The organism is Paraburkholderia steynii, from assembly GCF_900100565.1.
Classification (GTDB): domain Bacteria; phylum Pseudomonadota; class Gammaproteobacteria; order Burkholderiales; family Burkholderiaceae; genus Paraburkholderia; species Paraburkholderia terrae.
The window spans coordinates 438,538-463,218 of sequence record NZ_FNDI01000001.1 but is presented as its reverse complement, the minus strand read 5'-3'; the positions used below and the strand labels follow the sequence as shown (position 1 = coordinate 463,218).

The following is a 24,681-nucleotide window of genomic DNA, read 5'->3' as shown; positions in this document are numbered from 1 at the left end:
GCGAGCGCCGCCTGCCGAGCGTTCGCTGGCGCGCTCCCGGCGGTGGTTGTGCGCTTTCTTTTTGTGGGCCTTTCCGCTACGATCGAAAGACAGTCAGGCCTTTTTTTGCTTCAGAAGGCTTCATCAGGAGACAAATCATGCGCGTCAGCGACATTCTCAAGCTCAAGGGCAACACCCTTTTTACCGTCACGCCCGATAGCCCGCTCAATGAAGCCGTCAACACGATGGCCGAGCACGATATCGGTTCGCTCGTCGTGATGGAATACGGCGATCTCGTCGGCATGCTGACGTTCCGCGAGATCATTCTCGTGCTGAGCCGCAATGGTGGCAGCGTCGGCGGCAGCACGATCCGCAAGATCATGGACGATCACCCGCTCACCTGCACGCCGGAAACGGATGTCAACGAAGTTCGCCGCATGATGCTCGAACATCACGTGCGTTATCTGCCCGTCATGGAAAGCCGCAAGCTGATGGGCGTGATTTCGTTCTACGACGTCGCGAAGGCGGTCGTCGAAGAGCAGGGCTTCGAGAACCGGATGCTGAAGGCCTATATCCGCGACTGGCCCGCGGAAGATGAGCCGCAGCAGGAGCAGCCGTCGCGCTGAGCGAGGCTCGGTGTCGGCTCAATTTGCAGATGAGGCCTGCCGGCATGCCGCTGTCGCATGACTGAACTATCCTCGAAGCGCGCGCGATCAGCGTGCGCTTTTTTTGTGTCCGCCAGTTCCGCAAAGCGGTTGTGAATCCGGGCAGAAACTGCCCAACATCCATCTCTCAATGAACGATCGTCCGTTGTCTACCGCCCAACAGCAAAGGCGCACCGCGCGTGAACACGGTTCGCAGTTCCGGCTGTTGCGCGAGCGCCGTTTCGCGCCGTTCTTCTGGACGCAGTTCCTCGGCGCGATGAACGACAACGTGTTCAAGATCGGCTTCACGTCGCTCGTCACGTATCAGGCCGCGCGCTTCTCAGGCGTCAATGCGGATACCGCGGCCTTTCTGATTTCCGCGATCTTCATTCTGCCGTTTGTCTTGTTCTCGGCGACCTCTGGTCAGATCGCTGATAAGTACGACAAGGCGATGCTCACGCGCTTCGTCAAGACATTCGAGATCGGCGTGATGCTGGTCGGCGGCGCAGGCTTCTGGCTGCACAACGCCGTGCTGCTGTATCTGTGTACGTTCCTGATGGGCGTCCATTCGACGGTGTTCGGCCCCGTCAAGTACGCTTACTTGCCACAGCATCTGGACAGATCGGAGCTGGTCGGCGGCAACGGCATGGTCGAGATGGGCACCTTCGTCGCGATTCTGTTCGGCACGATTCTGGGCGGCGCGGCGGCGGGCTCGGACGCGCACGGCGCGGCGATCCTCGCGTTCGGCTGCGTGGCGATTGCGCTGATTGGACGCGTCGCGTCGGGCTTCGTGCCGCCGTCGATGCCTTCTCAACCGGACTTGCGCATTAACTGGAATCCGATCAGCGAAACCTGGCGCAATCTGAAACTGGCGCGTCAGAACCGGACGGTGTTTCTGAGCCTGCTTGGTATTTCCTGGCTGTGGTTCGTTGGCGCGACGTTCCTGTCTTCGTTCTTCCGGTTCGCGAAGGACGTGCTGTCCGCCAATCCCGATGTCGTGACCGTGCTGCTCGCAACCTTTTCGATCGGCATCGGCACCGGGTCGCTGCTGTGCGAACGGCTGTCGAAGAAACGCATCGAAATCGGGCTCGTGCCGCTCGGTTCGATCGGCATCAGCGTGTTCGCAATCGACCTGTTCTTCGCGAGCCACGCGCTGCCGGGCGTCTCGCATCTGCTGACGGTCGGCGAATTCATGGCCTTGCCCGCACACTGGCGCGTGCTCGCCGATCTGTTCCTGCTGGCGATGTTCGGCGGCTTCTACAGCGTGCCGCTCTACGCGCTGATCCAGAGCCGCAGCCAGCCGAGCCACCGCGCGCGGATCATCGCGGCGAACAATATCCTCAACTCGCTGTTCATGATCGTGTCCGCGCTGATGGCCGTCGCGCTGACGTCGGCGGGTGTCGGCATTCCGGGGTTGTTCCTCGTGACGGCGCTGCTCAACGTGGTGGTCGCGATCTATATCTATTCGCTCGTGCCCGAGTTTCTGCTGCGCTTCGTCGCCTGGCTGCTGGTACACACGTTCTACCGGATGCGCCTCGTGCATGCGGAGCGCATTCCCGAAGAGGGCGCGGCCGTGCTGGTGTGCAATCACGTGAGCTATGTCGACGCCATTGTCATCATGGCGGAAAGCCCGCGGCCGATTCGCTTCGTGATGGATCACCGGATTTTCCGCACGCCGCTTGTCGGCTGGCTCTTTAGACACGCTAAGGCGATTCCGATCGCCCCCGCGCATGAAAACCCGGAAATGCTGAAACGTGCCTATGAGGCCTGCGCGAAAGCGCTCGACGACGGCGATCTCGTCTGTATTTTTCCCGAAGGCAAGCTGACACGAACGGGCGACATGAATCCGTTCCGCCATGGCGTGGTGGAGATTCTGCGACGCAAGGCCGTGCCCGTCGTCCCGATGGCGCTGCGCGGGCTGTGGGGCAGCTTCTGGTCGCGCAGCACCGATGCCCGTTTCCCGCGGCCGCTCCAGAAGGGCGTGATGAGCCGTCTGACGCTGGCCGTCGGCGAGCCGCTCGAACCGGCCGACGCGACGCCGGAACGTCTGCAGCAGGTCGTCACCGAGCTGCGCGGCGCGCGCAAGTGAGGCTGTGCGCCTGAACCGTCTGGCGGAAGGCGCGACGCTTTCGTCCATTCGTCCTATTACCACCAGCCAGGCCGCAGCGCGCCACGCCAGCGCGGCCGGGCTGGCATAATGACGGTCTCCCCGCATTTCTTTGGACGACGCTCATGTCCGGCAATACCCTCGGTACGCTCTTCACCGTCACGACCTTCGGCGAATCGCATGGCCCGGCCATCGGCTGTGTGATCGACGGCTGCCCGCCGGGCATGCCGCTCGTCGAGGCCGACATCCAGTTCGAACTCGACCGCCGCCGGCCCGGCACGTCGCGTCATGTGACGCAGCGCCAGGAAGAAGACAAGGTCGAGATTCTCTCGGGCGTCTTCGAAGGCAAAACGACGGGCGCGCCCATCGCGCTGCTGATCCGTAACACGGACCAGCGCAGCAAGGACTACGGCAACATCGTCGAAACGTTCCGTCCTGGCCACGCCGACTACACCTACTGGCAGAAGTACGGCATTCGCGACCATCGTGGCGGCGGCCGTTCGTCTGCGCGCCTGACCGCGCCGACAGTGGCAGCGGGAGCCGTCGCGAAGAAATGGCTGCGCGAGAAATTCGGCGTGGAGATTCGCGGCTATATGGCGGCGCTCGGCGAGATCGACGTGCCGTTCGTCGACTGGCAATACGTGCGCGAAAATCCGTTCTTCGTGCCGAATGCCGATATCGTGCCGCAGCTCGAAACGTATATGGATGAACTGCGCAAGGACGGCGATTCGATCGGCGCGCGCATCAACGTGGTCGCGTCGGGCGTGCCCGTGGGCCTGGGCGAGCCGCTGTTCGACCGCCTCGACGCCGACATCGCGCACGCCATGATGGGCATCAACGCGGTGAAGGGCGTCGAGATCGGCGCGGGCTTCGAAAGCGTTCGACAGCGCGGTTCCGTGCATGGCGACGAACTGACGCCGGAAGGCTTCGTGGGCAATCATGCGGGCGGCGTGCTCGGCGGCATTTCGACAGGACAGGACATCACCGTGTCGATCGCCATCAAGCCGACGTCGAGCATCCGCACGCCGCGCCGTTCGATCGATAAAAACGGCCAGCCCGCCGTCGTCGAAACGTTCGGCCGACACGATCCGTGCGTCGGCATTCGCGCGACGCCGATCGCCGAGGCGATGCTTGCGCTCGTGCTGATCGACCACGCGCTGCGGCACCGCGCGCAATGCGGCGACGTCACCGTCGATACGCCGAAGATCGCTGCCAGCGCGCCCTGACTTGCAACGCCATTCGGCGTAAGGTCGAAGATATCCGGCAAACTCGCTGGTTCCCGACGGGGCGGTCAACATGAACACTATCGATCCTACCGCCGCCGATCCGCTCGCGCCGCTGCGTGCGCGCACGGCCTTGCCCGACGCCGTCGCGACCGACTGGTTCGCGCTCGGCAACGCGCTCCTTGAACGTGCAAACGGCGACACGGCGCTGCTGCGCGAAGCCGTCGATGCGCTGATGCGGGCGCATCGGCTGGACGCGAATTGCGACGCCAGGCTATTGCACAGCATCGCGCAGACGGCTTTCATCCTGCGCGACTGGGCGCTTATCGAATCTTCCACCGCACTTCTGCTGGCGCGCGACGCCAACGATGCGAACGCGCTCGTCTGGCGCGCGGCCGCCGTCCAGGAGCGCGACGATTTCACCGAAGCACAGCGCCTGCTGCACGAAGCGGCGCGCGCGGCGCCCGGCAATCACATCGTCTTGCACAAGCTCGCGTTGTGCATCAAGGAACAAGGCCGTTTCGGCGAAGCGGAAGCGCTATTGCGCCGCGTGCTGGAGCTGACACCGAACAACGCGCACGCACTTTTCGATCTGTCGGAACTGGAAGTGCGCGCGGGGCGTTACGCGCAAGGCTGGCTCGACTACGAAGCACGCATCGCCTTCGCGCACGATTCGAACGCCGCGCGGGCTGCGCTCGCCGCTATTAGCCCGAACTGGCGCGGCGAGTCGCTGGCGGGGAAGACGCTCGTCGTCTATGGCGAGCAGGGTAACGGCGACTGCCTGTGGTCGGTGCGCTTTCTACCGCTGCTCGCCGAGCGCGCGCAACGTGAGGGCGGCCGCGTGATTTTTGGTTACGCGGGGCCGATGCAGCATCTGTTTGAACGCATGCTGCCGGATGGCATCAAGATCGAAACGAGCCTCGACACGAAGCCCGATTATCACTGTGGGTTGATGAGCTTGCCGCTGCGTCTGGGCATCAACGATCCGTCGGTGTGGGGACGGCCGTATCTGAGCGCCGATCCCGCGCTTGCCGGCGCATGGCGCGAGCGCGTCGCTGGCGCCACGGTGGCGGGAAATAAGAAGATCGGACTTGTCTGGAACGGCAATCCCGATCACATCCGCGACAGGCGGCGCTCGGTGCCGGCTCATGAGATCGCGCGAATTCTGGATGTGCCGGGTGTGACGTTCTTCGCGATTTCACCGGGGCGCGAGCAGACGGTCGGACAATGGCGCACGAAAGGCATCGATATCGTCGATCTGACGCCGCAGTTCACGGCCGGTTTCGACGACGTCGCCGCGCTGCTAGTCAATCTCGACGCGCTCGTCACCATCGACAGTGGTCCCGCGCATCTGGCGGGCGCACTTGGCGTGCCCACCTGGCTGATGCTCGATCACGTGTCCGCATGGTTTTGGGGCGAGGAGACGGAGCGTACGCCGTGGTATCAGACAGTCGAGCTGTTTCGTCAGCCGTCTGCTGGCGCGTGGGAGGCTGTGCTCGAACGCGTGCGTGCCCGGCTTGAAGCGCTGGCGGAGTGAGCCGGAAAATTTTCGCAACGTCATGTGAAAACGCCGCTCATCGAGCGGCGTTTTGCTTTACGGGCGACGCGGTTTGCGTCACATGTTCGGATAGTTTGGACCGCCGCCGCCTTCGGGCGTCACCCACACGATGTTCTGCGTCGGGTCCTTGATATCGCAGGTTTTGCAGTGGACGCAGTTTTGCGCGTTGATGACGAGGCGCTCGCTGCCGTCGTCGTTCTTCACGAACTCATAGACGGCGGCGGGGCAGTAACGGCTTTCAGGGCCTGCATAGGTTTGCAGGTTGACCTTCACCGGCACCGTCGGGTCCTTGAGTGTCAAGTGCGCAGGCTGATTCTCTTCGTGATTCGTGTTCGAGATGAACACCGACGACAGGCGATCGAACGTGAGCTTGCCATCCGGCTTCGGATACTCGATCGGCGTGCATTGCGATGCCGGTTTCAGCATCTCGTGATCCCAGTGCTGGTGGTGTAGCGTCCACGGCACGTTGCCGCCCAGCAACTTCTGTTCGATGCCGACCATCAACGTGCCGAGGTACAGGCCCTTGCTCATCCACTGCTTGAAGTTGCGCGCGCGATAGAGTTCGGTGTGCAGCCACGAGGTCTTGAACGACTCGGGATACGCGGTCAGTTCGTCGCTATGGCGGCCTGCCTGTACGGCGTCGAACGCGGCGTCGGCGGCGAGCATGCCTGTCTTGATTGCCGCGTGCGAACCCTTGATCCGCGACGCGTTGAGGAAGCCAGCGTCGTCACCAACCAGTGCGCCGCCCGGAAAAGCGAGCTTGGGCAGCGACAGCAGGCCGCCCGCTGTGATCGCCCGCGCGCCATACGACACGCGCTTGCCGCCTTCGAGGAACTTGCGGATTTCCGGATGCGTCTTGTAGCGCTGGAACTCCTCGAACGGCGACAGATACGGATTCGAATAACCGAGGCCGACGACAAAGCCCACCATCACCTGGTTATTGTCGATGTGATACAGGAACGAGCCGCCGTAAGTCTGCGTATCGAGCGGCCAGCCGGCCGTGTGGATCACGAGGCCGGGCTTGTGCTTTGCCGGATCGATTTCCCACAGTTCCTTGATGCCGATGCCGTAGACCTGCGGATCGGCCCCGTCGCGCAGCTTGAATTTGTCCGACAGTTGCCGGCCGAGATGTCCGCGCGCGCCTTCGCAGAACAACGTGTACTTCGCGTGCAGTTCCATGCCGAGCTGGAAATTTTCGGTCGGCTCGCCGTCCTTGCCGATGCCGAGATTGCCCGTCGCGACGCCTTTGACCGAACCGTCCTCGTTGTACAGCACTTCAGCGGCAGCAAAACCCGGAAAAATCTCGACGCCCGCCGCTTCGGCCTGTTGTCCCAGCCAGCGCGTGACGTTCGCGAGACTGATCACATAGTTGCCGTGATTTTTGAAATTGTCCGGCAGCGCCCAGTTCGGCACCGATTTCGCCCCCGTTTCGGAGAGAAACAAAAATCGGTCTTCCGTCACTTCAACGTCCAGCGGCGCGCCTTTTTCCTTCCAGTCCGGAATCAGTTCGTTCAGCGCGCGCGGGTCCATCACGGCGCCCGAGAGGATATGCGCCCCAATTTCCGAGCCTTTTTCGAGCACGCAGACGCCGATCTCGACGCCTTTTTCCGCAGCACGCTGCTTCAGGCGAATGGCCGCCGACAGGCCCGCCGGGCCGCCGCCGACGATCACCACGTCATATTCCATCGACTCGCGCGGGCCGTATTGCTCGATCAGACTTGCGGGGGTCATTGATGCTCCTCTTACCGTTAGAATGCTTTTTTCGGGATCGTATTGTCAGCGAACGATCCTTGCGCTGCAACACAATGAGGCGAGATTAGCACGATCGTTCTATTATTGTGAACTGGGAATTACGCCATGCCCTGCGCGATGCGTGGACATGTTATCCCGTCACATCCACGTTCCAAGGAAAACGACAATGGGCCGTTCGATCAATCTGGAAGGCAAGGTGGCGCTGATTACGGGCGCGTCGAGTGGACTCGGCAAGCGGTTTGCCATGGTGCTGTCGCAAGCGGGCGCCAAGGTCGTGCTGGCAAGCCGACGAATCGAACGCCTGAAGGAGTTGCGCGCCGAGATCGAGGCGTCGGGCGGCGCGGCGCACGTCGTTTCGCTCGATGTGACCGATTATCAGAGCATCAAGTCGGCCGTCGCGCATGCCGAGACCGAGGCGGGCACGATCGATATCCTCGTCAACAACTCGGGCGTCTCGACGACGCAAAAGCTGACGGAGGTGACGCCCGCCGACTTCGAATACGTGTTCGATACGAACACGCGCGGCGCCTTCTTCGTCGCGCAGGAAGTGGCCAAGCGAATGATCATGCGTTGTGGCGCCACTAACAAGCCGTCGTACCGGATCATCAATATTGCCTCGGTGGCGGGCTTGCGCGTGCTGCCGCAGATCGGGCTTTACTCGATGAGCAAGGCGGCCGTCGTACATATGACGAAGGCGATGGCGCAGGAGTGGGGCCGGCACGGCATCAACGTGAACGCGATCTGCCCCGGTTACATCGATACCGAGATCAATCATCATCACTGGTCGACCGATCAGGGGCAGAAGCTGATTTCGATGCTGCCGCGACATCGCGTCGGCAAGCCGGAAGATCTCGATGGGCTGTTGCTGCTGCTCGCCGCCGACGAATCGCAGTTCATCAACGGCTCGGTGATCGCCGCCGACGACGGCTTCGGCCTGTCGTGAAGGGCGCGAACCCGCTGAAAACCACGCGTTTCGCGACGCTCGGAGCAGAAAAACGCGAAACGCGCGATCATTGACACCCTTGTGCAACGTCCGCATCGCGCGGCGCGTTGCGCAGTCGAATCTGGCCGCCGCGCCATGCAGTGCGGCCAAAGCAGAGTGCGGCCCAGCCGTTCCGTTTCCCCGATTTAAACCGTAGAAGAAGTGCAATGAGCGATTACCACCCTGTTTTTGAGTTGTCGATGCCGATCCGTTGGGGCGACATGGACGCATTCGGCCATGTGAACAACACGGTCTATTTCCGTTACATGGAGCAGGTGCGGATTTCCTGGTTCGAGCAGCTCGGCATCGCCGGCGGCAATGGCGAAGGGCAGGGACCCGTGATCGTCAACGCATCGATGGAATTTCTGAAGCAGCTGCACTATCCGGGCGACGTGATCGGCCGCATGACGGTCGGCGTGCCGGGGCGCAGCAGCTTCGACACGGGCTTCGAGCTGTATCGCGCGGACGATCCTGACACGCTGTATGCGCGCGGCAATGCGAAGTGTGTGTGGATCGACTACGCGGCGGGCAAGTCGGTGCCGATTCCGGATCTGCTGCGCTCGACAATCGAAAGCGCTCATCTCGTGAAGGCCTGAGCGTCATCCGCGCGCGCCGGCTGTCACGACCGGCGCCGCTCCCCGCTCCCCGATTTGCAAGCGGAAGTCAGTTTCCGAGCAGGCGCTGCAACAGTTCCGTCGCGTTGCCCGTGTCATATTTTCGCATCAGCCGCGCGCGATAGACGTCGACGGTACGCGAACTGATGTCGAGAATCCGGCCAATCTGCTTACTCGTTTTCCCCGTCACCAGTTGCGCGGCGATTTCGCGCTCGCGCGGCGTCAGTTCGACGGCGACGCGCCGTGTCGCGCTGAGATCCTCGAAAGTCCAGACGCCCGCTGCGTGCGGCATCGCGCGGTCGAGCGAGCGGCCCGTCACGTGGCACCAGAACAGCTCGCCGTTGGCGCGCTTCATGATGCGGTCGTCGGCGTAGCTGCCTTGCGCGGTCATGATGGGCGGAATGCGTTCGCCGATGCGCTCAAACTCGTCGGGCGAGGGATACAGCACCGCGAACGATTGCCCCAGCAACGATTCGCGCGAGCGGCCGAAGATCGCGGCCAGCTGGTCGTTGCAGTCTTCGATGATCCGTTCGCGCGACAGGACGAGACCGATCGGCGCGAGATGAAAAGCGGTTTGGTAATCCAGTTCGGGCATGAAATCAGCGCAGAGTGCGGTACGAATACTTATGTATTTTTGCGTATTGTGCCGCAAGGCCGCCGCATCGTACCCTTTCGGCACATCACAAGATGCGCGGTTGGCGTGCGTGAGCACCGGTTTGCAATGTTTTGCACATGTCACGCCACCGTTCGCCGCAGATGACTAGAATGGCGTGTCGGGCCAGGCCTGAAGCGCCCCGGCAAGCGGTTCAGGTCGCGCGAAAGCGCACAGGAACACGCAGCCAGTCGATATAAGAACGGCGTCGCATCGATCCGGATTTTCGGGTATCCAATCAAGGAAGGGACACACTGATGAACAAAGTCTACGCAAGCGCGGCGTCCGCGCTCGAAGGCATCGTCAAGGACGGCCAGACATTCGCTGTCGGCGGCTTTGGCCTGTGCGGCATTCCCGAAGCGCTGATCGCCGCCCTGCGCGATTCGGGCGTCAAGGGCATCACCTGCATCAGCAACAACGCGGGCGTCGACGGCTTCGGCCTCGGGCTGCTGCTGGAAACGCGCCAGATCAAGAAAATGATCTCGTCGTACGTCGGCGAGAACAAGGAATTCGAACGCCAGTACCTGGCGGGCGAACTCGAGCTGGAATTCACGCCGCAAGGCACGCTCGCCGAAAAGCTGCGTGCGGGCGGCTCGGGCATTCCGGCGTTCTTCACGAACACGGGCTACGGCACGATCATCGCGGACGGCAAGGAAACGCGCCAGTTCGGCGAGAACCACTACGTGCTGGAACATTCGCTGACGGCCGACGTCGCGCTCGTCAAGGCATGGAAGGCCGACAAGTCGGGCAACCTGATCTACCGTCGCACCGCGCGCAACTTCAACCCGATGTGCGCGATGGCCGGCAAGATCACGGTCGTGGAAGTCGAAGAGATCGTCGAGACGGGTGAACTCGATCCGGACGCGATCCACACGCCGGGCATTTTCGTGCAGCGTATCGTGTTGAACGCGAACCCCGAAAAACGTATCGAACAACGCATCGTCCGCGCGAAAGGAGAATGACCATGGCTTGGAATCGTGACCAGATGGCCGCGCGCGCGGCGCAGGAACTGCAGGACGGCTTTTACGTGAACCTCGGCATCGGCCTGCCGACGCTCGTCGCCAACCACGTGCCCGCGGGCATGGAAGTGTGGCTGCAATCGGAAAACGGCCTGCTCGGCATCGGCCCGTCGCCGTATGAAGAAGAAGTCGACGCCGATCTCATCAACGCCGGCAAGCAGACCGTGACGACGCTGCCCGGTTCGTCGATTTTCTCGTCGGCCGATTCGTTTGCGATGATTCGCGGCGGCCACATCAACCTGGCCATTCTGGGCGCCATGCAGATCAGCAAGAAGGGCGATCTGGCGAACTGGATGATCCCGGGCAAGATGATCAAGGGCATGGGCGGCGCGATGGACCTCGTCGCGGGCGTGAAGAAGGTCGTCGTGCTGATGGAGCACGTCGCGAAGGGCGACCAGCACAAGATTCTCGAGGAATGCACGCTGCCGCTGACGGGCGTGGGCGTGGTCGACCGGATCATCACCGACCTCGGCGTGATCGACGTGGTCGATGGCGGCCTGAAGCTGGTCGAACTGGCCGACGGTGTCACTGTCGACGAGATCAAGGCGAAGACGGGCGCGCCGCTCGATACGAGCGCAGTCGGCTGATTTGTTTCATCCGGCTTCACGCCGGATTGGATTGACGTGGAGCGGGTGCGATGCAGGTCGCGCCCGCTTTTCATTTGGTTTTGTGCTTTTGTCCTATGCCGTTTGACCGATGAGTGATCAAGGCGAAGCGGTTTAGAATCGATCGTGTTCCGTGCGCGTTTGCACGCTGCCTTTTCGATCGAGGGAATCCTGATGACCGCCACGCCCTTCGCCGTTTCGTCTGCAATCGATTCCGCCGTGCCCCGTCAGCGCTACGTTCAATGCGCGAGCCCTGCGGGCCTGCATCGTATCGCGTACACCGAATGGGGCGCGCCCGACAACCCGCGCGTGCTGGTCTGCGTGCATGGCCTCACGCGTTCGGGTCGTGACTTCGACCGGGTCGCGGCGGCGTTGTCGTCGGTGTATCGCGTGGTGTGTCCTGATGTGGTCGGGCGCGGCTTGTCGTCGTGGCTTGCCAATCCCGCTTACTACGCGATTCCGCAGTATGTCGGCGACATGGTCACGCTTGTTGCGCGGCTCGGTGTGGAGTCGGTGGACTGGTTCGGCACGTCGATGGGTGGGCTGATCGGCATGGCCTTCGCCGGGCTGAAAGACTCACCCATTCGCAAGATGATCGTCAATGACGTCGGCCCGCATGTCGAGCCGGTCGCGCTCGAGCGTATCGGCAGCTATCTGGGGCAGCCGGTGTCGTTCGCCACGCAGCAGGAAGTGATCGATCATGCTGCGTTGCTCGCGCAATCGTTCGGGCCGTTGACGCCGGAAGAGTGGCGCGAGATCAATTCGCCGCTCGTGCATGAGCGTGACGGCGCATGGCGCTTTCGCTACGACCCGCGCATCGCGGAGCCGTTCACGAAGACCACGCCCGAACTGACGGCGCTCGGCGAGGCGGCGCTGTGGCACTCGTTTGCGGCAATCGAGGGGCCCGTGCTCGTCGTGCGCGGCGAGCAATCGGATCTGCTGTCGCGCGAAACCGTCGCGCAGATGATCGAGAAGGGGCGCAATGTGTCGAGCGTCGAAATCCCCGGTGTGGGCCATGCGCCAGCCTTTCTCTCCGCTGATCAGATTGATATCGTGAAACGGTTCTTTATCGGGGACGGCGCTGACGCGTCATAATATGAGATTGGCGCGGCGGCGTTGACCGATCTTGAAGGATCGGACGCACGCATAACGCATCGCCGCACAGCCTCGTTTTTTATTATCTCAACGGACAGGACATTTCATGGCAGTCATTCGTCATCACGTCGGCAAGCGTCTTTCGGAAACCGCTGTGCATAACGGCACGGTCTATCTTGCTGGCCAGATCGCCGAGGACACCGATCAGGACATCGTCGGTCAAACGCGCGAAGTGCTGGGCCACATCGACCGTCTGCTCGGTGAAGTCAACAGCGACAAGTCGCTGCTGCTGTCGGTGCAGATCTACATTTCGGACATGGTGCATTTCGCCGGCATGAACGCGGCATGGGACGAGTGGGTCGCGCAAGGCAACACGCCGCCACGCGCAACGGTCGAGGCGAAGCTCGCCAACCCGAAGTGCCTCGTCGAAGTGGTCGTCGTCGCCGCGCAGCGCAGCTAGGCACGCCATCGCGTTTCAAGCATTTGTCTGAGCGCCCGCGTATGCCGTGGGCCGCCGCATGATGAACACCGACACCGTCACGACCGCTCCGAACCCAACGCCGTCCTTCGACGACGCACTCGCGTTCGTGCGCGAGCACGCGGGCGATGCGCGCCTGTCGTCGGGCGAGCCGCTCGCCGACCATGCCGCGGGCACGGCCGCTATCATGCGCACGCTGAACGTCGATCCGCCTGCAGTGCTGGCGGCAGCGTTGTTCTCGCTGACGCCGCATCTGGCGAATCCCGAGCAGACCATCGCCGACAATTTCGGCGAGGAAGTCGCGCAACTGGTCGGCGACGTGCGCAAGCTGCTGCGGCTCGGCACCGTGAGCATGCGTGCGGCGCAGAACGCGATGCCCGAAGCCGGCCGCGATGCGCAGGCCGCGCGCCGCGCGCAGGTGGAGGCGCTGCGCAAGATGCTGCTCGCATTCGCGCAGGACATCCGCGTCGTGCTGATCCGGCTTGCTTCGCGGCTGCAATCGTTGCGCTATTACGCTGCGGCGAAGATCACGCCTACCCCTGACGTGGCGCGCGAGACGCTCGATATCTACGCGCCGCTCGCAAACCGGCTCGGCATCTGGCAATTGAAGTGGGAACTCGAAGACCTCGCGTTTCGCTTCGAGGAGCCGCAAACTTACAAGCGGATCGCGAAGCTGCTCGACGAGAAGCGCGTCGAGCGCGAAACCTATGTGTCCGAGGCGATCGCGCAGCTGCAACGGGAGCTGGCGGCCGCGCATATCAACGCCGAGGTGAGCGGCCGGCCAAAGCATATCTACAGCATCTGGCGCAAGATGCGCGGCAAGGAACTCGACTTTTCCGAGCTCTACGATGTGCGCGCGTTTCGCGTCATCGTGCCGGACATCAAGGATTGCTACACGGTGCTCGGCATCGTACACAACCTGTGGCAGCCGGTGCCGAGGGAATTCGACGACTACATTTCGCGGCCCAAGCCGAACGGCTACAAGTCGTTGCACACGGTCGTGATCGGCGATGACGGCCGCGCGTTCGAAGTGCAGATCCGCACGCAGGAAATGCATCAGTTCGCCGAATATGGCGTGGCTGCGCACTGGCGTTACAAGGAAGCGGGCACGCGCGGGTACGGCGGCCAGTTCACAGCCAGCGAGAAGTACGACGAGAAGATCGCATGGCTGCGTCAGCTGCTTGCGTGGAAGGACGATGTGTCCGAAGGCAAGCCCGGTGAGAAGGGCGCTGCCAGACCGTGGGAGCAGCTTCGCCAGGCGACGCTCGACGACGACCATATCTATACGCTTACGCCGCAGGCGCGTGTGCTTCCGCTGCCGCAAGGTGCGACGCCGCTCGATTTCGCGTATCACCTGCATAGCGAACTGGGACATCGTTGCCGCGGAGCGCGCGTCGACGGTGCGATGGTGCCGTTGAACACGCCGTTGCAGAACGGGCAGACGGTCGAGATCATCGCGGTGAAAGAGGGCGGTCCGTCGCGCGACTGGCTCAATCCGCAGCTCGGCTATCTGCAAAGCAACCGCGCGCGCCAGAAGGTGCGTGCGTGGTTCAATGCGGTCGAAGTGCAGGAGAACATCGCAACGGGGCGTGCGATGGTCGAAAAGACCTTGCAGCGCGAAGGCAAGACGTCGGTCAATCTCGATCAGCTTGCTGCGAAGCTTGGTTTCAAGTCCACCGACGATCTGTTCTCGGTGGTCGGCAAGGAAGAGTTCAGCTTGCGGCTCGTCGAGCAGGCGCTGAACGATGCGCCGCCCGCCGAGCCCGTCGTCGAAGCGCCCGAGCAGTTCGAGAAGCGCAGCAGCGGCGCGAGCGTCGCGCATGGCGCGTCGACGGGTGTGCTCGTCGTCGGCGTCGATGCGTTGCTCACGCAGCTCGCGCGCTGCTGCCGCCCAGCGCCGCCCGACGACATCGCGGGTTTCGTCACGCGCGGCAAGGGCATGTCGATACATCGCAGCGATTGCCCGACGTTCCAGCGCATGGCCGAACGCGCGCCGGAACGCGTGCTGCAAACGGCCTGGTCCGCGGACGTGATGAGCGGACGCGGCAAGTCGGTCTATCCCGTCGATCTCTCGATCGAAGCCACCGACCGGCAAGGTCTGCTGCGCGACATCTCCGAAGTCTTCGCGCGCGAGAAGATGAACGTGGTCGGCGTAAAGACGCAGTCGCGGCGCAACGCGGCGTTCATGCAGTTCACGGTGGAAGTATCGAGCGCGGCGCAGATCCAGCGCGCGTGCGCGATGTTGGGCGAAGTAGCGGGCGTCGTCAGGGCCACGCGCAAATGAAGATGCTGGCCCTGCGCGAAGCCGGCATTTGGATTTTGATGTCGCCGCATAAAAATGCTTGCCAACTTTCTCTACGCTCCATATAATCTCGTTTCTCTAGGCTCGTAGCTCAGCTGGTTAGAGCACCACCTTGACATGGTGGGGGTCGTTGGTTCGAGTCCAATCGAGCCTACCAACGAATCTGAAACTTCGGCTTGCCGATGTTTCGCAAACGCAAGTAGCAATGAGCGCTTCGGCGTAAATGGCGAATCAAGCGAACATGGTTATGACACCGCGAACGTTGACCGGAACTGTTTCGGAGCGACGCTAGTCGAGGACCACTTTCGCCCTTGTTGTTTGCTGCAGTTTGCAGAAAAGTGAATGCGGCCCCTCGAAAGCGGGGCCGCATTTTTTTTGTCCGCATTTTTGTCTTTACGTCTTGTTGCCTGTGCCGCCGGCCGGCATTACGGAGAACGCAATGGTTTCGATACGACTGCCCGATGGTTCTGTTCGACAGTACGAGCATCCCGTGACCGTCGCCGAAGTGGCGGCCTCGATCGGCCCTGGTCTCGCGAAGGCGGCGCTTGGCGGCAAGATCGACGGTGAACTGGTCGATACGTCCGCGCTGATCGATCGCGATGTCTCGCTCGCGATCGTCACGGACAAGGACGCCGATGGCCTCGACATCATTCGCCATTCAACGGCGCATTTGCTCGCGTACGCGGTGAAGGATCTCTTTCCCGAGGCGCAGGTGACGATCGGGCCGGTGATCGACAACGGTTTCTACTACGACTTTTCGTATAGCCGTCCCTTCACGCCCGAAGATCTCGAGAAGATCGAAAAGCGCATGCAGGAACTCGCGAAGAAGGACGAGCCGGTGTCGCGCCGCGTGGTGTCGCGCGATGAAGCGGTCGAGTACTTCAAGAGCATCGGCGAAAAGTACAAGGCTGAGATCATCGAATCGATTCCCGCCAGCGACGAGATCAAGCTGTACTCGCACGGCGGTTTCACGGACCTGTGCCGCGGTCCGCACGTCCCGTCGACGGGCAAGCTGAAGGTCTTCAAGCTGATGAAGCTCGCGGGCGCGTACTGGCGTGGCGACTCGAAGAACGAGCAGTTGCAGCGTATCTACGGCACGGCCTGGACGAAGAAGGAAGATCAGGACGCGTATTTGCACATGCTCGAAGAGGCGGAAAAGCGCGATCACCGCAAGCTCGGCAAGCAGCTCGACCTGTTCCACATGCAGGACGAGTCGCCGGGCATGGTGTTCTGGCATCCGCGCGGCTGGACGTTGTGGCAGCAGGTCGAGCAGTACATGCGCCGTCGCGTGAACGATGCGGGCTACCTCGAAATCAAGACGCCGATGATCATGGACCGCTCGTTGTGGGAAGCGTCGGGTCACTGGCAGAACTATCGTGAAAACATGTTCACGACGGAGTCGGAAAAGCGCGACTACGCGATCAAGCCGATGAACTGCCCGGGTCACGTGCAGGTGTTCAATCATGGCTTGCGTTCGTACCGCGATCTGCCGCTGCGTTATGCGGAGTTCGGCTCGTGCCATCGGAACGAATCGTCGGGCGCGCTGCACGGTCTGATGCGTGTGCGCGGCTTCGTCCAGGACGATGCGCATATTTTCTGTACCGAAGACCAGTTCATCAGCGAATCGATCGCGTTCAATACGCTTGCGATGAGCGTCTATAAGGATTTCGGCTTCGACAACGTCGAGATCAAGCTGTCGTTGCGTCCCGACGCGCGCGCGGGTACGGATGAAACCTGGGATCGCGCGGAGCAGGGTCTGCGCGATGCGCTGACGGCGTGCGGCGTGAGCTGGGAAGAATTGCCGGGCGAGGGCGCGTTCTACGGTCCGAAGGTCGAATATCACATCAAGGATGCGCTCGGCCGTTCGTGGCAATGCGGTACGCTTCAGCTCGACATGGTGCTCCCGGAGCGCCTCGGCGCCGAGTACGTGGCGGAGGACAATAGCCGCCGCCGCCCGATCATGCTGCACCGGGCAATCGTCGGATCAATGGAGCGTTTCCTCGGCATTCTGATCGAGCACCATGCCGGTGCAATGCCTGCCTGGCTGGCGCCGATGCAGGTCGTCGTGATGAATATCGCGGAAAGTCAGGCGGAATACGCACAATCTCTGGCCCAATCGTTGCAAAAACAAGGGGTTAGAGTGGAGGCCGATTTGCGCAACGAGAAGATTAGCTATAAAATACGCGAGCACACGCTGGAGAAGGTCCCGTATTTGCTGGTCGTCGGCGACAAAGAGCGTGATGCACAAACGGTAGCCGTGCGTGCCCGTGGCGGCGTCGATCTGGGCGTGATGTCCCTCGATGCCTTCAGCGAGCGTCTGCGCCAGGACGTGCAGACGTTCAAGTAACCACTAGGCAGCGCGGCTCGTTTTTTTAATTTTTAGAGGAAACGTAACATCGCTACTGATAAGTCGTCGCATCGCATCAACGGTGAAATTACAGCACCCGAGGTGCGTCTGGTCGGGATCGACAACGAACCGCTCGGCATCGTAAAACTGGCTGATGCTTTCCGCCTGTCGGAACAGCAGGACGTGGACCTGGTTGAAATCGCGCCGCAAGCGGTTCCGCCCGTCTGCCGCCTGATGGACTACGGCAAGTTCAAGTACCAGGAAGCGAAGAAGCAGCACGAGGCCAAGCTCAAGCAGAAGGTCATCCAGGTCAAGGAAGTCAAATTCCGGCCGGGTACGGATGACGGTGACTACAACGTCAAGCTGCGCAATCTCGTCCGCTTCCTTGAAGATGGCGACAAGACGAAGATCACGTTGCGTTTCCGTGGCCGCGAAATGGCTCACCAGGAAATCGGCATGCGCATGCTCGAGCGTCTGCGGACCGATCTGGATGAAGTCGGTCAGGTCGAGCAGATGCCGAAGATGGAAGGCCGCCAGATGATCATGGTGCTGGCACCGAAGAAAAAGAAGTAAGCAGACGTTTGTTGCGCATCTCAATGTGCGCGGCGCGTTTGTCGGAAAGTTTGAGTCGCGCGTCGTCGAAGGCGGCGTGTGCAAGCAGGTTTCGGAATGCGCTCGCAGTTTTACAGCGTGCGTTCTTCCTGAAAAGCAGCGGTCAGCAGCTCAGGCCGTCTGCATACCAAGTGGAGTGGGTTTCAAAGGGCGGATGAGGGCTTTCTGGGCCAACCGCACACCCATGTCCATCAAATAATGGAGTAGTTGTCATGCCGAAGATGAAGACCAAGAAGAGCGCTGCAAAGCGCTTCGTGGTTCGTCCGGGCGGTACCGTCAAGCGCGGTCAAGCCTTCAAGCGCCACATTCTTACCAAGAAGACCACCAAGAACAAGCGTCACCTGCGCGGCTCCACGGCAGTTCATGATTCCGATCTGAACTCCGTACGCGCGATGCTGCCGTTCGCCTAACCCTTAACCGACACTCATAGGAGCGAAACATGCCTCGAGTCAAACGTGGGGTTACCGCACGGGCCCGCCACAAGAAGATCATCAACCTGGCCAAGGGTTACCGCGGCCGCCGCAATAACGTCTATCGCATCGCCAAGCAGGCGGTTATGCGCGCAGGCCAATACGCCTACCGCGATCGCCGCAACAAGAAGCGTGTGTTCCGCGCACTGTGGATCACGCGTATCAACGCGGCGGTGCGTCAGCACGACATGACGTACAGCGTGTTCATCAACGGCCTGAAGAAGGCGTCGATCGAACTCGACCGCAAGGTGCTGGCCGACATGGCTGTGTTCGACAAGGCTGCTTTTGCTGCGATCGTCAAGCAGGTGAAAGCCGCCGTTGCAGCCTGAGTGCGCTGTTAGCATCTAGTACTGCGTGGTTCGTTGCAGCGGACAATCCGGTAGTCTCGGTGACGCTGCAACAAAAAACGGGGCTCCTCACCGAGCCCCTTTTTTGTTGGTCGAGCCAGTTTTACTTCGATTGAATACTGACGTTGAAAAGATGGGATCAATGGATCTGGACCAGATTGTCGCCGACGCAAAAAGCGCCTTTGAACAAGCCTCCGACGTCACCACGCTCGAAAACGAGAAGGCACGCTTTCTCGGCAAGTCGGGCGCACTGACGGAACTGTTGAAGGGTCTCGGCAAGCTCGATCCCGAAACGCGCAAGACGGAAGGCGCGCGGATCAACATCGTCAAGCAGCAGGTCGAAGCCGCGCTGACGGCGCGCCGCCAGGCGCTTGCCGACGCGCTGCTGAACCAGCGTCTCGCCGCCGAAGCCATCGACGTCACCTTGCCCGGCCGCGGCGCGGGCACGGGCAGTCTGCACCCCGTGATGCACACGTGGGAGCGCGTCGAACAGATTTTCCGTACGATTGGTTTTGATGTGGCCGACGGCCCGGAGATCGAAACCGACTGGTACAACTTCACGTCGCTGAACAGCCCGGAAAACCATCCGGCGCGTTCAATGCAAGATACGTTCTACGTCGACGGCAAGGATGCCGAAGGCCGTCCGTTGCTGCTGCGCACGCACACCAGCCCGATGCAGGTCCGCTACGCGCGCACCAACACGCCGCCTATCAAGGTGATCGTGCCCGGCCGCACGTACCGCGTGGACAGCGACGCGACGCACTCGCCGATGTTCAACCAGGTCGAAGGCCTGTGGATCGACGAGAACATCAGCTTCGCCGACCTGAAGGGCGTCTACTCCGACTTCCTCAAGAAATTCTTCGAGCGCGACGATATTCTCGTGCGCTTCCGTCCGTCGTACTTCCCGTTTACCGAGCCGTCAGCCGAGATCGACATGATGTTCGAGCATGGCAAGAACGCCGGTAAGTGGCTCGAAATTTCGGGCTCGGGTCAGGTTCACCCGACGGTGATCCGCAACATGGGCCTCGACCCCGAGCGCTATATCGGCTTTGCATTCGGCAGCGGCCTCGAGCGTTTGACGATGCTGCGTTACGGCGTTCAGGACCTGCGTCTGTTCTTTGAAAACGACCTGCGCTTCCTGCGCCAGTTCGCCTGAGGCGAGCCTAAGCGTAGAGCGCGAGCCAACAGGCTTTAAGCACGCGACGAGAGCGGCATGGCATTCGGCAACCTGAGTGCCACGCCGCAAACAGCGCCTCCGGCTTGGTGCCGACATTGTCGACATACTGCCCGGATGCGGACACAACCTGTTTAGAACGTACAGAACCATGCAATTCCCGGAATCCTGGCTCAGAACCTTTGTCGATCCGCAACTGACGACGGACGAGTTGTCGCACGCCCTGACGATGGCCGGTCTCGAAGTGGAAGACCTGCGTCCCGCTGCGCCGCCGACGTCGAAGATCGTCGTGGGCCGCGTGCTCGAAGTCGTCAAGCACCCGGACGCCGACAAGCTCAACGTGTGTCAGGTCGACGCCGGCACGGGCGCGACGCTGAACATCGTGTGCGGCGCGCCGAACGTGTCGCCCGGCATCAAGGTGCCCGTCGCCTTGGTGGGCGCGCAACTGCCGCCCGCCGAAGAGGGCGGCGCGCCGTTCGAGATCAAGCTGTCGAAGCTGCGCGGCGTACAGAGCGAAGGCATGCTGTGCTCGGCGCGTGAACTGAAGCTGTCGGAAGATCATAGCGGCCTCTTGATCCTGCCGGAAGATACGCCGATCGGCCAGGATATCCGCGAAACGCTGAACCTCGACGACACCGTGTTCGAGATCAAGCTGACGCCGAACAAGGCGGATTGCCTGTCGGTGTTCGGCGTCGCACGCGAGACGGCCGCGATCACGGGCGCGCCGCTGCGTCCGCTCGACATCAAGCCCGTCGAGGTCAAGCTCAACGAAACGCTGCCCGTCAAGATTTCGGCGCCGGACCTGTGCGGCCGTTTCTCGGGCCGCGTGATCCGTGGCGTCAACGCGCGCGCAAAGTCGCCGGCGTGGATGGTCGAGCGTCTCGAACGTTCCGGTCAACGAAGCATTTCGGCGCTGGTCGACATTTCGAACTATGTGATGCTCGAACTCGGTCGTCCGTCGCACGTGTTCGATCTGGACAAGATTCACGGCAGCATGGACGTGCGCTGGGGCAAGCCCGGCGAGTCGCTCAAGCTGCTGAACGGCAACACGGTCGAAGTGGATGAAACGGTTGGCGTGATCGCCGACGATCACCACATCGAAAGCCTCGCGGGCATCATGGGCGGCGACAGCACGGCCGTCACGCTCGATACGACCCACATCTATCTCGAAGCCGCGTTCTGGTGGCCCGATAGCATTCGTGGCCGTTCGCGCCGTTATAACTTCTCGACGGACGCGGGCCATCGCTTCGAACGGGGCGTCGACTATTCGACGACGGTCGAGCACATCGAACGGATCACGCAGCTGATTCTCGACATCTGCGGCGGCGAGGCCGGCCCCGTCGACGATCAGATCGTCAACGTGCCGAAGCGCGAGCCCGTCAAGATGCGTGTCGCGCGCGCGAACCGCATCATCGGCGTGGCGATCAGCGCTGACGAAATCGCGCAGATCTTCACGCGCCTTGGCTTGCCGTTCGACCGCCAAGGCGACGACTTCCTCGTGACGCCGCCGCCATATCGCTTCGATATCGAAATCGAAGAGGACCTGATCGAAGAAGTCGCGCGCATTTACGGCTTCGAGAAGATTCCGGCGAACCCGCCCGTCGCGCGCAGCGAGATGCGCCGTACGAACGAAACGCAACGCTCCGTTCACACGCTGCGTCACGCGCTCGCGGCGCGCGATTACGCGGAGACAGTGAACTTCAGTTTCGTCGATGCCGAATGGGAGCAGGATTTCGCGGGCAACGACAAGCCGGTGCGCCTGTTGAATCCGATCGCGAGCCAGCTGTCGGTGATGCGCACTACGCTGTTCGGCAGCCTGATCAACGTGCTGCGCCATAATCTGAACCGTCGCGCGGACCGCATTCGCGTGTTCGAAGCGGGCCGCGTGTTCCTCCCGGACGCATCGATCAAGGCGGGTGAACTGGCCGTCGAAGGCTTCGCGCAACCGAAGATGTTCGGCGCGCTCGCGTATGGTCCCGTGGTCGAAGAGCAGTGGGGCGCGCAAACGCGTGCCGTCGACTTCTTCGACGTGAAGGGCGATCTCGAAGCGTTGCTGGCCCCTGCCGTCGCGCGCTTCGTGAAGGCTGAACATCCTGCGTTGCACCCCGGACGTAGCGCGCGCATCGAAATCGATGGCCGCGCCATCGGCTGGATTGGCGAACTGCATCCGCGCTGGATGCAGAAGTACGACCTGCCGCATGCGCCGATCCTGTTCGAAGTGGAAGCAGAGGCGCTGATGCAGCGCGCGCTGCCGACCCCGACGGAAGTGTCGAAATTCCCGCCCGTGCGGCGCGATATCGCGATCGTCGTTGATCAGAAAATCGAAGTTCAGGCGCTCTTTGACGAGATGCAAAAGGCGCTTTCGGACGAGGCTTGCAAGACCATTCAAAGGGTTGCGCTTTTCGATGAATTTCGTGCAAAATCAAATACTTCCGGCGGGCTGGCAGTACACGAGAAAAGCCTTGCGTTCCGTGTAACCTTGCAAGATACTGGTGGCACCCTTCAGGATGAAACGGTCGATCTGGCCATTCAGACTCTGGTGGATCGTCTTGCTCGAGTATATGGCGCCCGGTTGCGCGGATAACCGATAACGGCTGTTCCGCAAGTTCCGTTCAGGTTGACGCGCCATTTGACAGATATGAATGAAATGAACTCGAGTGATTTCGAAGCCCTTCTTACGGCGCAGCGTAGCGCCATGATCCGCGATATCCCTACCTCAACCTCCAGCGCGTCGGGCGAAGCGCCGACGCTCACCAAGGCTGAGCTTGCCGAGCTGCTGTTCGACAACGTCGGGCTCAACAAGCGGGAAGCGAAGGACATGGTCGAAGCATTCTTCGAGGTAATTCGCGACGCGTTGGAGAGTGGCGACAGCGTCAAGCTGTCCGGCTTCGGCAACTTCCAGTTGCGCGACAAGCCACAGCGTCCGGGCAGAAATCCGAAAACGGGCGAGGCGATTCCTATCGCCGCGCGCCGCGTCGTGACGTTCCACGCAAGTCAAAAGCTGAAGGCGCTGGTTGAGAACGGCGCTGAAGAGAGCTTCGCGCGCTGATCGATTCGCGCGCCCGCGCAACCACTACGACGGTTATCCGACCGCTAACTGACGATGACAGCGACGATCGAAAAAGTCGTCTTGCCTCCGATTCCCGCGAAGCGCTACTTCACGATCGGTGAAGTCAGCGAACTATGCGGTGTGAAACCGCATGTGCTGCGGTATTGGGAGCAGGAGTTCACGCAGTTGCGTCCGGTGAAGCGCAGGGGCAATCGCCGGTACTACCAGCATCATGAGGTGCTGCTGATCCGGCGGATCCGTGAACTGCTGTACGAGCAGGGCTTCACGATCAACGGCGCGCGCAACCGGCTCGATGCGCATGGCGCTGGTCAAGCCGCGGAAGGCGAGGGCGAAGTGGTCGAAGGTACGGTCATGCAACCGACTGCGACCACGGCCACGGTCGATGTCGATCAGTTGCGCAAGGAGTTGCTGCAAGTGATCGACCTGCTCGGGCATTGAACGATTTAGTTGTATCGAGATTGATTGTTGCAGTTCTATTCGTCAGAAGGCTCTGTTATACTTTCGTTCTTTCGGGGCGTAGCGCAGCCTGGTAGCGTACCTGCATGGGGTGCAGGTGGTCGGAGGTTCAAATCCTCTCGCCCCGACCAGAAAGACAAAAAGGACTTACGGTGTCATGCCGTAAGTCCTTTTTTCTTTTGCGCCGCCGTTCTGCGCGTGTTCCGGATAAACATCGAACTGCATCGTCATCCTGATTAATCGATGTCCCGCGGGATCAACGCGATCGCCAAACGCAGCAGCACCTCACTTCTGCGCCAGAAACGCACCCAACGCTGCCCCGAGTTCCTCGTCGGTGACGGCGGGCGAAATCCTGAACGTAAAGATATCGCCCCATTGCAGCATCCATGCGGCCATCGGTGCGGTGCTGTCGGACTCGACGATCGCGCAGCCGCTCAACTCGCCGATCGAATGCCAGCGTCCAAGCATCGTGATGCCATCGGGCGGTAGGGCGCCGCCCGTTTTCATGAAGCGCTCGACGGCCGATTGCTGTGCTGTTGGCTGCCCGTTCCACTGAACAATGAACTTCATTGCGCACCTCCACTTCAATCGCGGCGATGCCGGCCAGTGGCGAGCCGTCACCGGGACGGGCGCTGCGGATTGCGGCGCTCGGGAGCCCGCACCGCGTGCAGATTCATCCTACTGAATCCACAACCCGATGCCGCCACCTCGGCGTTCCAAAGAATGATAGGCACCCCGCATCGAACTTCCAGCCGCAAGCACGGAGTATTTGAGGGGCTTCTGTGCGCCTTACCGCATCCCGTCCAGCAAGCGCGTCGCGCTTTAAGTTTCCGTTAAGCCTGCGCTCATACATTGTTCGAGCGTTCGGACGATGCATGAGGTGCTGCGAGGAGTCGTCCGACGCTTCGTGGTCCGCCGGGGGGCGAACCAGACGAAGACCATCGTCGATGCGCATTCGACCGCCGCAAGGTGACAGATGGCGTGTGGTAAGCGGCCGCGCGGCCTTCGCCCGAAGGCTGTGGGGGACGGCCATTCGAACCCGGTGCTCCACCGGGTTTTTCTTTTGCGTTGCGCGTCGGCACATGACGCACGCGGCGCGAGCCTGCGCCAGGATTGACTCGATTCCACGCTGAACCGCACGAAGTTCACCGCGTCACACATTGGTCATTTGGCTTATGCCGTTCGCAGCGTTATC

Annotated in this window: 22 protein-coding genes and 2 tRNA genes; 21 read left to right on the top strand and 3 right to left on the bottom strand. The window is 61.6% G+C overall.

Features of this window, described 5'->3' with window-relative positions; genetic code table 11:
- Positions 1 to 137: 137 nt before the first annotated feature.
- The 4 genes from BLT65_RS02085 (at position 138) to BLT65_RS02070 (ending at position 5,490) form a co-directional block, all read left to right on the top strand.
- Positions 138 to 605 (top strand): CBS domain-containing protein, encoded by a 468-nt coding sequence (locus BLT65_RS02085; protein WP_035991317.1) that lies wholly within the window; start codon positions 138 to 140, stop codon positions 603 to 605.
- Between the two features lie 169 nt (positions 606 to 774).
- Positions 775 to 2,712, top strand: a complete 1,938-nt coding sequence (locus tag BLT65_RS02080) for an MFS transporter (RefSeq protein ID WP_091774366.1) — start codon at positions 775 to 777, stop codon at positions 2,710 to 2,712.
- A 143-nt stretch (positions 2,713 to 2,855) separates the two neighbouring features.
- The gene (gene aroC, locus BLT65_RS02075) at positions 2,856 to 3,956 is read left to right on the top strand and encodes a chorismate synthase (protein WP_091774364.1); all 1,101 of its coding nucleotides are present in this window, start codon (positions 2,856 to 2,858) and stop codon (positions 3,954 to 3,956) included.
- Positions 3,957 to 4,026: 70 nt separating this feature from the next.
- Positions 4,027 to 5,490 (top strand): tetratricopeptide repeat protein, encoded by a 1,464-nt coding sequence (locus BLT65_RS02070; RefSeq protein WP_091774362.1) that lies wholly within the window; start codon positions 4,027 to 4,029, stop codon positions 5,488 to 5,490.
- Between the two features lie 78 nt (positions 5,491 to 5,568).
- Here the strand turns inward: BLT65_RS02070 and BLT65_RS02065 are convergent, their stop codons facing one another.
- Complete coding sequence (locus tag BLT65_RS02065; RefSeq protein ID WP_091774360.1) at positions 5,569 to 7,242, bottom strand: electron transfer flavoprotein-ubiquinone oxidoreductase; 1,674 nt, start codon at positions 7,240 to 7,242, stop codon at positions 5,569 to 5,571.
- 187 nt (positions 7,243 to 7,429) lie between these two features.
- On the opposite strand from BLT65_RS02065, the gene BLT65_RS02060 reads away from it, so the two are divergent.
- Both BLT65_RS02060 and BLT65_RS02055 read left to right on the top strand, forming a co-directional pair.
- On the top strand, positions 7,430 to 8,206 hold the full coding sequence (locus BLT65_RS02060) for an SDR family oxidoreductase (RefSeq protein ID WP_035990385.1): 777 nt from the start codon (positions 7,430 to 7,432) through the stop codon (positions 8,204 to 8,206).
- A gap of 206 nt (positions 8,207 to 8,412) precedes the next feature.
- The gene (locus BLT65_RS02055; protein ID WP_091774358.1) at positions 8,413 to 8,841 is read left to right on the top strand and encodes an acyl-CoA thioesterase; all 429 of its coding nucleotides are present in this window, start codon (positions 8,413 to 8,415) and stop codon (positions 8,839 to 8,841) included.
- A gap of 67 nt (positions 8,842 to 8,908) precedes the next feature.
- On the opposite strand, the gene BLT65_RS02050 is transcribed toward BLT65_RS02055, so the two are convergent.
- Complete coding sequence (locus BLT65_RS02050; RefSeq protein WP_042311283.1) at positions 8,909 to 9,454, bottom strand: PAS and helix-turn-helix domain-containing protein; 546 nt, start codon at positions 9,452 to 9,454, stop codon at positions 8,909 to 8,911.
- A 314-nt stretch (positions 9,455 to 9,768) separates the two neighbouring features.
- Between BLT65_RS02050 and BLT65_RS02045 the strand changes: the two genes are divergently transcribed.
- The 15 genes from BLT65_RS02045 (at position 9,769) to BLT65_RS01970 (ending at position 23,617) form a co-directional block, all read left to right on the top strand.
- Positions 9,769 to 10,473 (top strand): CoA transferase subunit A, encoded by a 705-nt coding sequence (locus tag BLT65_RS02045; RefSeq protein WP_007585457.1) that lies wholly within the window; start codon positions 9,769 to 9,771, stop codon positions 10,471 to 10,473.
- A gap of 2 nt (positions 10,474 to 10,475) precedes the next feature.
- A complete protein-coding gene (locus tag BLT65_RS02040) occupies positions 10,476 to 11,117 on the top strand; it encodes a CoA transferase subunit B (RefSeq protein WP_042311285.1) in 642 nt (213 codons plus the stop codon).
- Between the two features lie 192 nt (positions 11,118 to 11,309).
- Positions 11,310 to 12,230, top strand: a complete 921-nt coding sequence (locus BLT65_RS02035; RefSeq protein ID WP_091774899.1) for an alpha/beta fold hydrolase — start codon at positions 11,310 to 11,312, stop codon at positions 12,228 to 12,230.
- A gap of 106 nt (positions 12,231 to 12,336) precedes the next feature.
- Entirely contained in the window at positions 12,337 to 12,690 is a 354-nt protein-coding gene (locus BLT65_RS02030) for a RidA family protein (RefSeq protein ID WP_035990403.1), read from the top strand.
- 61 nt (positions 12,691 to 12,751) lie between these two features.
- Positions 12,752 to 14,992, top strand: a complete 2,241-nt coding sequence (locus BLT65_RS02025; protein WP_042311355.1) for a RelA/SpoT family protein — start codon at positions 12,752 to 12,754, stop codon at positions 14,990 to 14,992.
- 98 nt (positions 14,993 to 15,090) lie between these two features.
- Positions 15,091 to 15,167: transfer RNA gene (locus BLT65_RS02020), tRNA-Val, on the top strand.
- Between the two features lie 282 nt (positions 15,168 to 15,449).
- Positions 15,450 to 17,357: a threonine--tRNA ligase gene (thrS, locus tag BLT65_RS02010; protein WP_042311288.1), complete on the top strand. Its 1,908-nt coding sequence runs from the start codon at positions 15,450 to 15,452 to the stop codon at positions 17,355 to 17,357.
- A 48-nt stretch (positions 17,358 to 17,405) separates the two neighbouring features.
- Complete coding sequence (infC, locus tag BLT65_RS02005; RefSeq protein ID WP_079482295.1) at positions 17,406 to 17,930, top strand: translation initiation factor IF-3; 525 nt, start codon at positions 17,406 to 17,408, stop codon at positions 17,928 to 17,930.
- A 251-nt stretch (positions 17,931 to 18,181) separates the two neighbouring features.
- The gene (gene rpmI / locus BLT65_RS02000) at positions 18,182 to 18,379 is read left to right on the top strand and encodes a 50S ribosomal protein L35 (RefSeq protein ID WP_006052501.1); all 198 of its coding nucleotides are present in this window, start codon (positions 18,182 to 18,184) and stop codon (positions 18,377 to 18,379) included.
- A gap of 29 nt (positions 18,380 to 18,408) precedes the next feature.
- Positions 18,409 to 18,768: a 50S ribosomal protein L20 gene (gene rplT / locus BLT65_RS01995; RefSeq protein ID WP_004192938.1), complete on the top strand. Its 360-nt coding sequence runs from the start codon at positions 18,409 to 18,411 to the stop codon at positions 18,766 to 18,768.
- Between the two features lie 160 nt (positions 18,769 to 18,928).
- The gene (gene pheS, locus BLT65_RS01990; RefSeq protein ID WP_167306436.1) at positions 18,929 to 19,942 is read left to right on the top strand and encodes a phenylalanine--tRNA ligase subunit alpha; all 1,014 of its coding nucleotides are present in this window, start codon (positions 18,929 to 18,931) and stop codon (positions 19,940 to 19,942) included.
- Positions 19,943 to 20,111: 169 nt separating this feature from the next.
- A complete protein-coding gene (gene pheT, locus BLT65_RS01985; protein WP_091774354.1) occupies positions 20,112 to 22,544 on the top strand; it encodes a phenylalanine--tRNA ligase subunit beta in 2,433 nt (810 codons plus the stop codon).
- 54 nt (positions 22,545 to 22,598) lie between these two features.
- Positions 22,599 to 23,009, top strand: coding sequence for an integration host factor subunit alpha (locus tag BLT65_RS01980; RefSeq protein ID WP_042311292.1), 411 nt, complete (start codon positions 22,599 to 22,601; stop codon positions 23,007 to 23,009).
- A 54-nt stretch (positions 23,010 to 23,063) separates the two neighbouring features.
- Positions 23,064 to 23,468 (top strand): MerR family transcriptional regulator, encoded by a 405-nt coding sequence (locus tag BLT65_RS01975; protein WP_090835402.1) that lies wholly within the window; start codon positions 23,064 to 23,066, stop codon positions 23,466 to 23,468.
- Between the two features lie 72 nt (positions 23,469 to 23,540).
- Positions 23,541 to 23,617 (top strand) — tRNA-Pro (locus BLT65_RS01970).
- 154 nt (positions 23,618 to 23,771) lie between these two features.
- On the opposite strand, the gene BLT65_RS01965 is transcribed toward BLT65_RS01970, so the two are convergent.
- The gene (locus BLT65_RS01965; RefSeq protein ID WP_091774352.1) at positions 23,772 to 24,056 is read right to left on the bottom strand and encodes a DUF3303 domain-containing protein; all 285 of its coding nucleotides are present in this window, start codon (positions 24,054 to 24,056) and stop codon (positions 23,772 to 23,774) included.
- Between the last annotated feature and the right edge of the window lie 625 nt (positions 24,057 to 24,681).

Coding starts and splice junctions, on each gene's coding strand:
- BLT65_RS02085 (WP_035991317.1), top strand. CDS start 138: ATGCGCGTCAGCGACATTCTCAAGCTCAAGGGCAACACCCTTTTTACC.
- BLT65_RS02080 (WP_091774366.1), top strand. CDS start 775: ATGAACGATCGTCCGTTGTCTACCGCCCAACAGCAAAGGCGCACCGCG.
- aroC (WP_091774364.1), top strand. CDS start 2,856: ATGTCCGGCAATACCCTCGGTACGCTCTTCACCGTCACGACCTTCGGC.
- BLT65_RS02070 (WP_091774362.1), top strand. CDS start 4,027: ATGAACACTATCGATCCTACCGCCGCCGATCCGCTCGCGCCGCTGCGT.
- BLT65_RS02065 (WP_091774360.1), bottom strand. CDS start 7,242: ATGACCCCCGCAAGTCTGATCGAGCAATACGGCCCGCGCGAGTCGATG.
- BLT65_RS02060 (WP_035990385.1), top strand. CDS start 7,430: ATGGGCCGTTCGATCAATCTGGAAGGCAAGGTGGCGCTGATTACGGGC.
- BLT65_RS02055 (WP_091774358.1), top strand. CDS start 8,413: ATGAGCGATTACCACCCTGTTTTTGAGTTGTCGATGCCGATCCGTTGG.
- BLT65_RS02050 (WP_042311283.1), bottom strand. CDS start 9,454: ATGCCCGAACTGGATTACCAAACCGCTTTTCATCTCGCGCCGATCGGT.
- BLT65_RS02045 (WP_007585457.1), top strand. CDS start 9,769: ATGAACAAAGTCTACGCAAGCGCGGCGTCCGCGCTCGAAGGCATCGTC.
- BLT65_RS02040 (WP_042311285.1), top strand. CDS start 10,476: ATGGCTTGGAATCGTGACCAGATGGCCGCGCGCGCGGCGCAGGAACTG.
- BLT65_RS02035 (WP_091774899.1), top strand. CDS start 11,310: ATGACCGCCACGCCCTTCGCCGTTTCGTCTGCAATCGATTCCGCCGTG.
- BLT65_RS02030 (WP_035990403.1), top strand. CDS start 12,337: ATGGCAGTCATTCGTCATCACGTCGGCAAGCGTCTTTCGGAAACCGCT.
- BLT65_RS02025 (WP_042311355.1), top strand. CDS start 12,752: ATGAACACCGACACCGTCACGACCGCTCCGAACCCAACGCCGTCCTTC.
- thrS (WP_042311288.1), top strand. CDS start 15,450: ATGGTTTCGATACGACTGCCCGATGGTTCTGTTCGACAGTACGAGCAT.
- rpmI (WP_006052501.1), top strand. CDS start 18,182: ATGCCGAAGATGAAGACCAAGAAGAGCGCTGCAAAGCGCTTCGTGGTT.
- rplT (WP_004192938.1), top strand. CDS start 18,409: ATGCCTCGAGTCAAACGTGGGGTTACCGCACGGGCCCGCCACAAGAAG.
- pheS (WP_167306436.1), top strand. CDS start 18,929: ATGGATCTGGACCAGATTGTCGCCGACGCAAAAAGCGCCTTTGAACAA.
- pheT (WP_091774354.1), top strand. CDS start 20,112: ATGCAATTCCCGGAATCCTGGCTCAGAACCTTTGTCGATCCGCAACTG.
- BLT65_RS01980 (WP_042311292.1), top strand. CDS start 22,599: ATGAATGAAATGAACTCGAGTGATTTCGAAGCCCTTCTTACGGCGCAG.
- BLT65_RS01975 (WP_090835402.1), top strand. CDS start 23,064: ATGACAGCGACGATCGAAAAAGTCGTCTTGCCTCCGATTCCCGCGAAG.
- BLT65_RS01965 (WP_091774352.1), bottom strand. CDS start 24,056: ATGAAGTTCATTGTTCAGTGGAACGGGCAGCCAACAGCACAGCAATCG.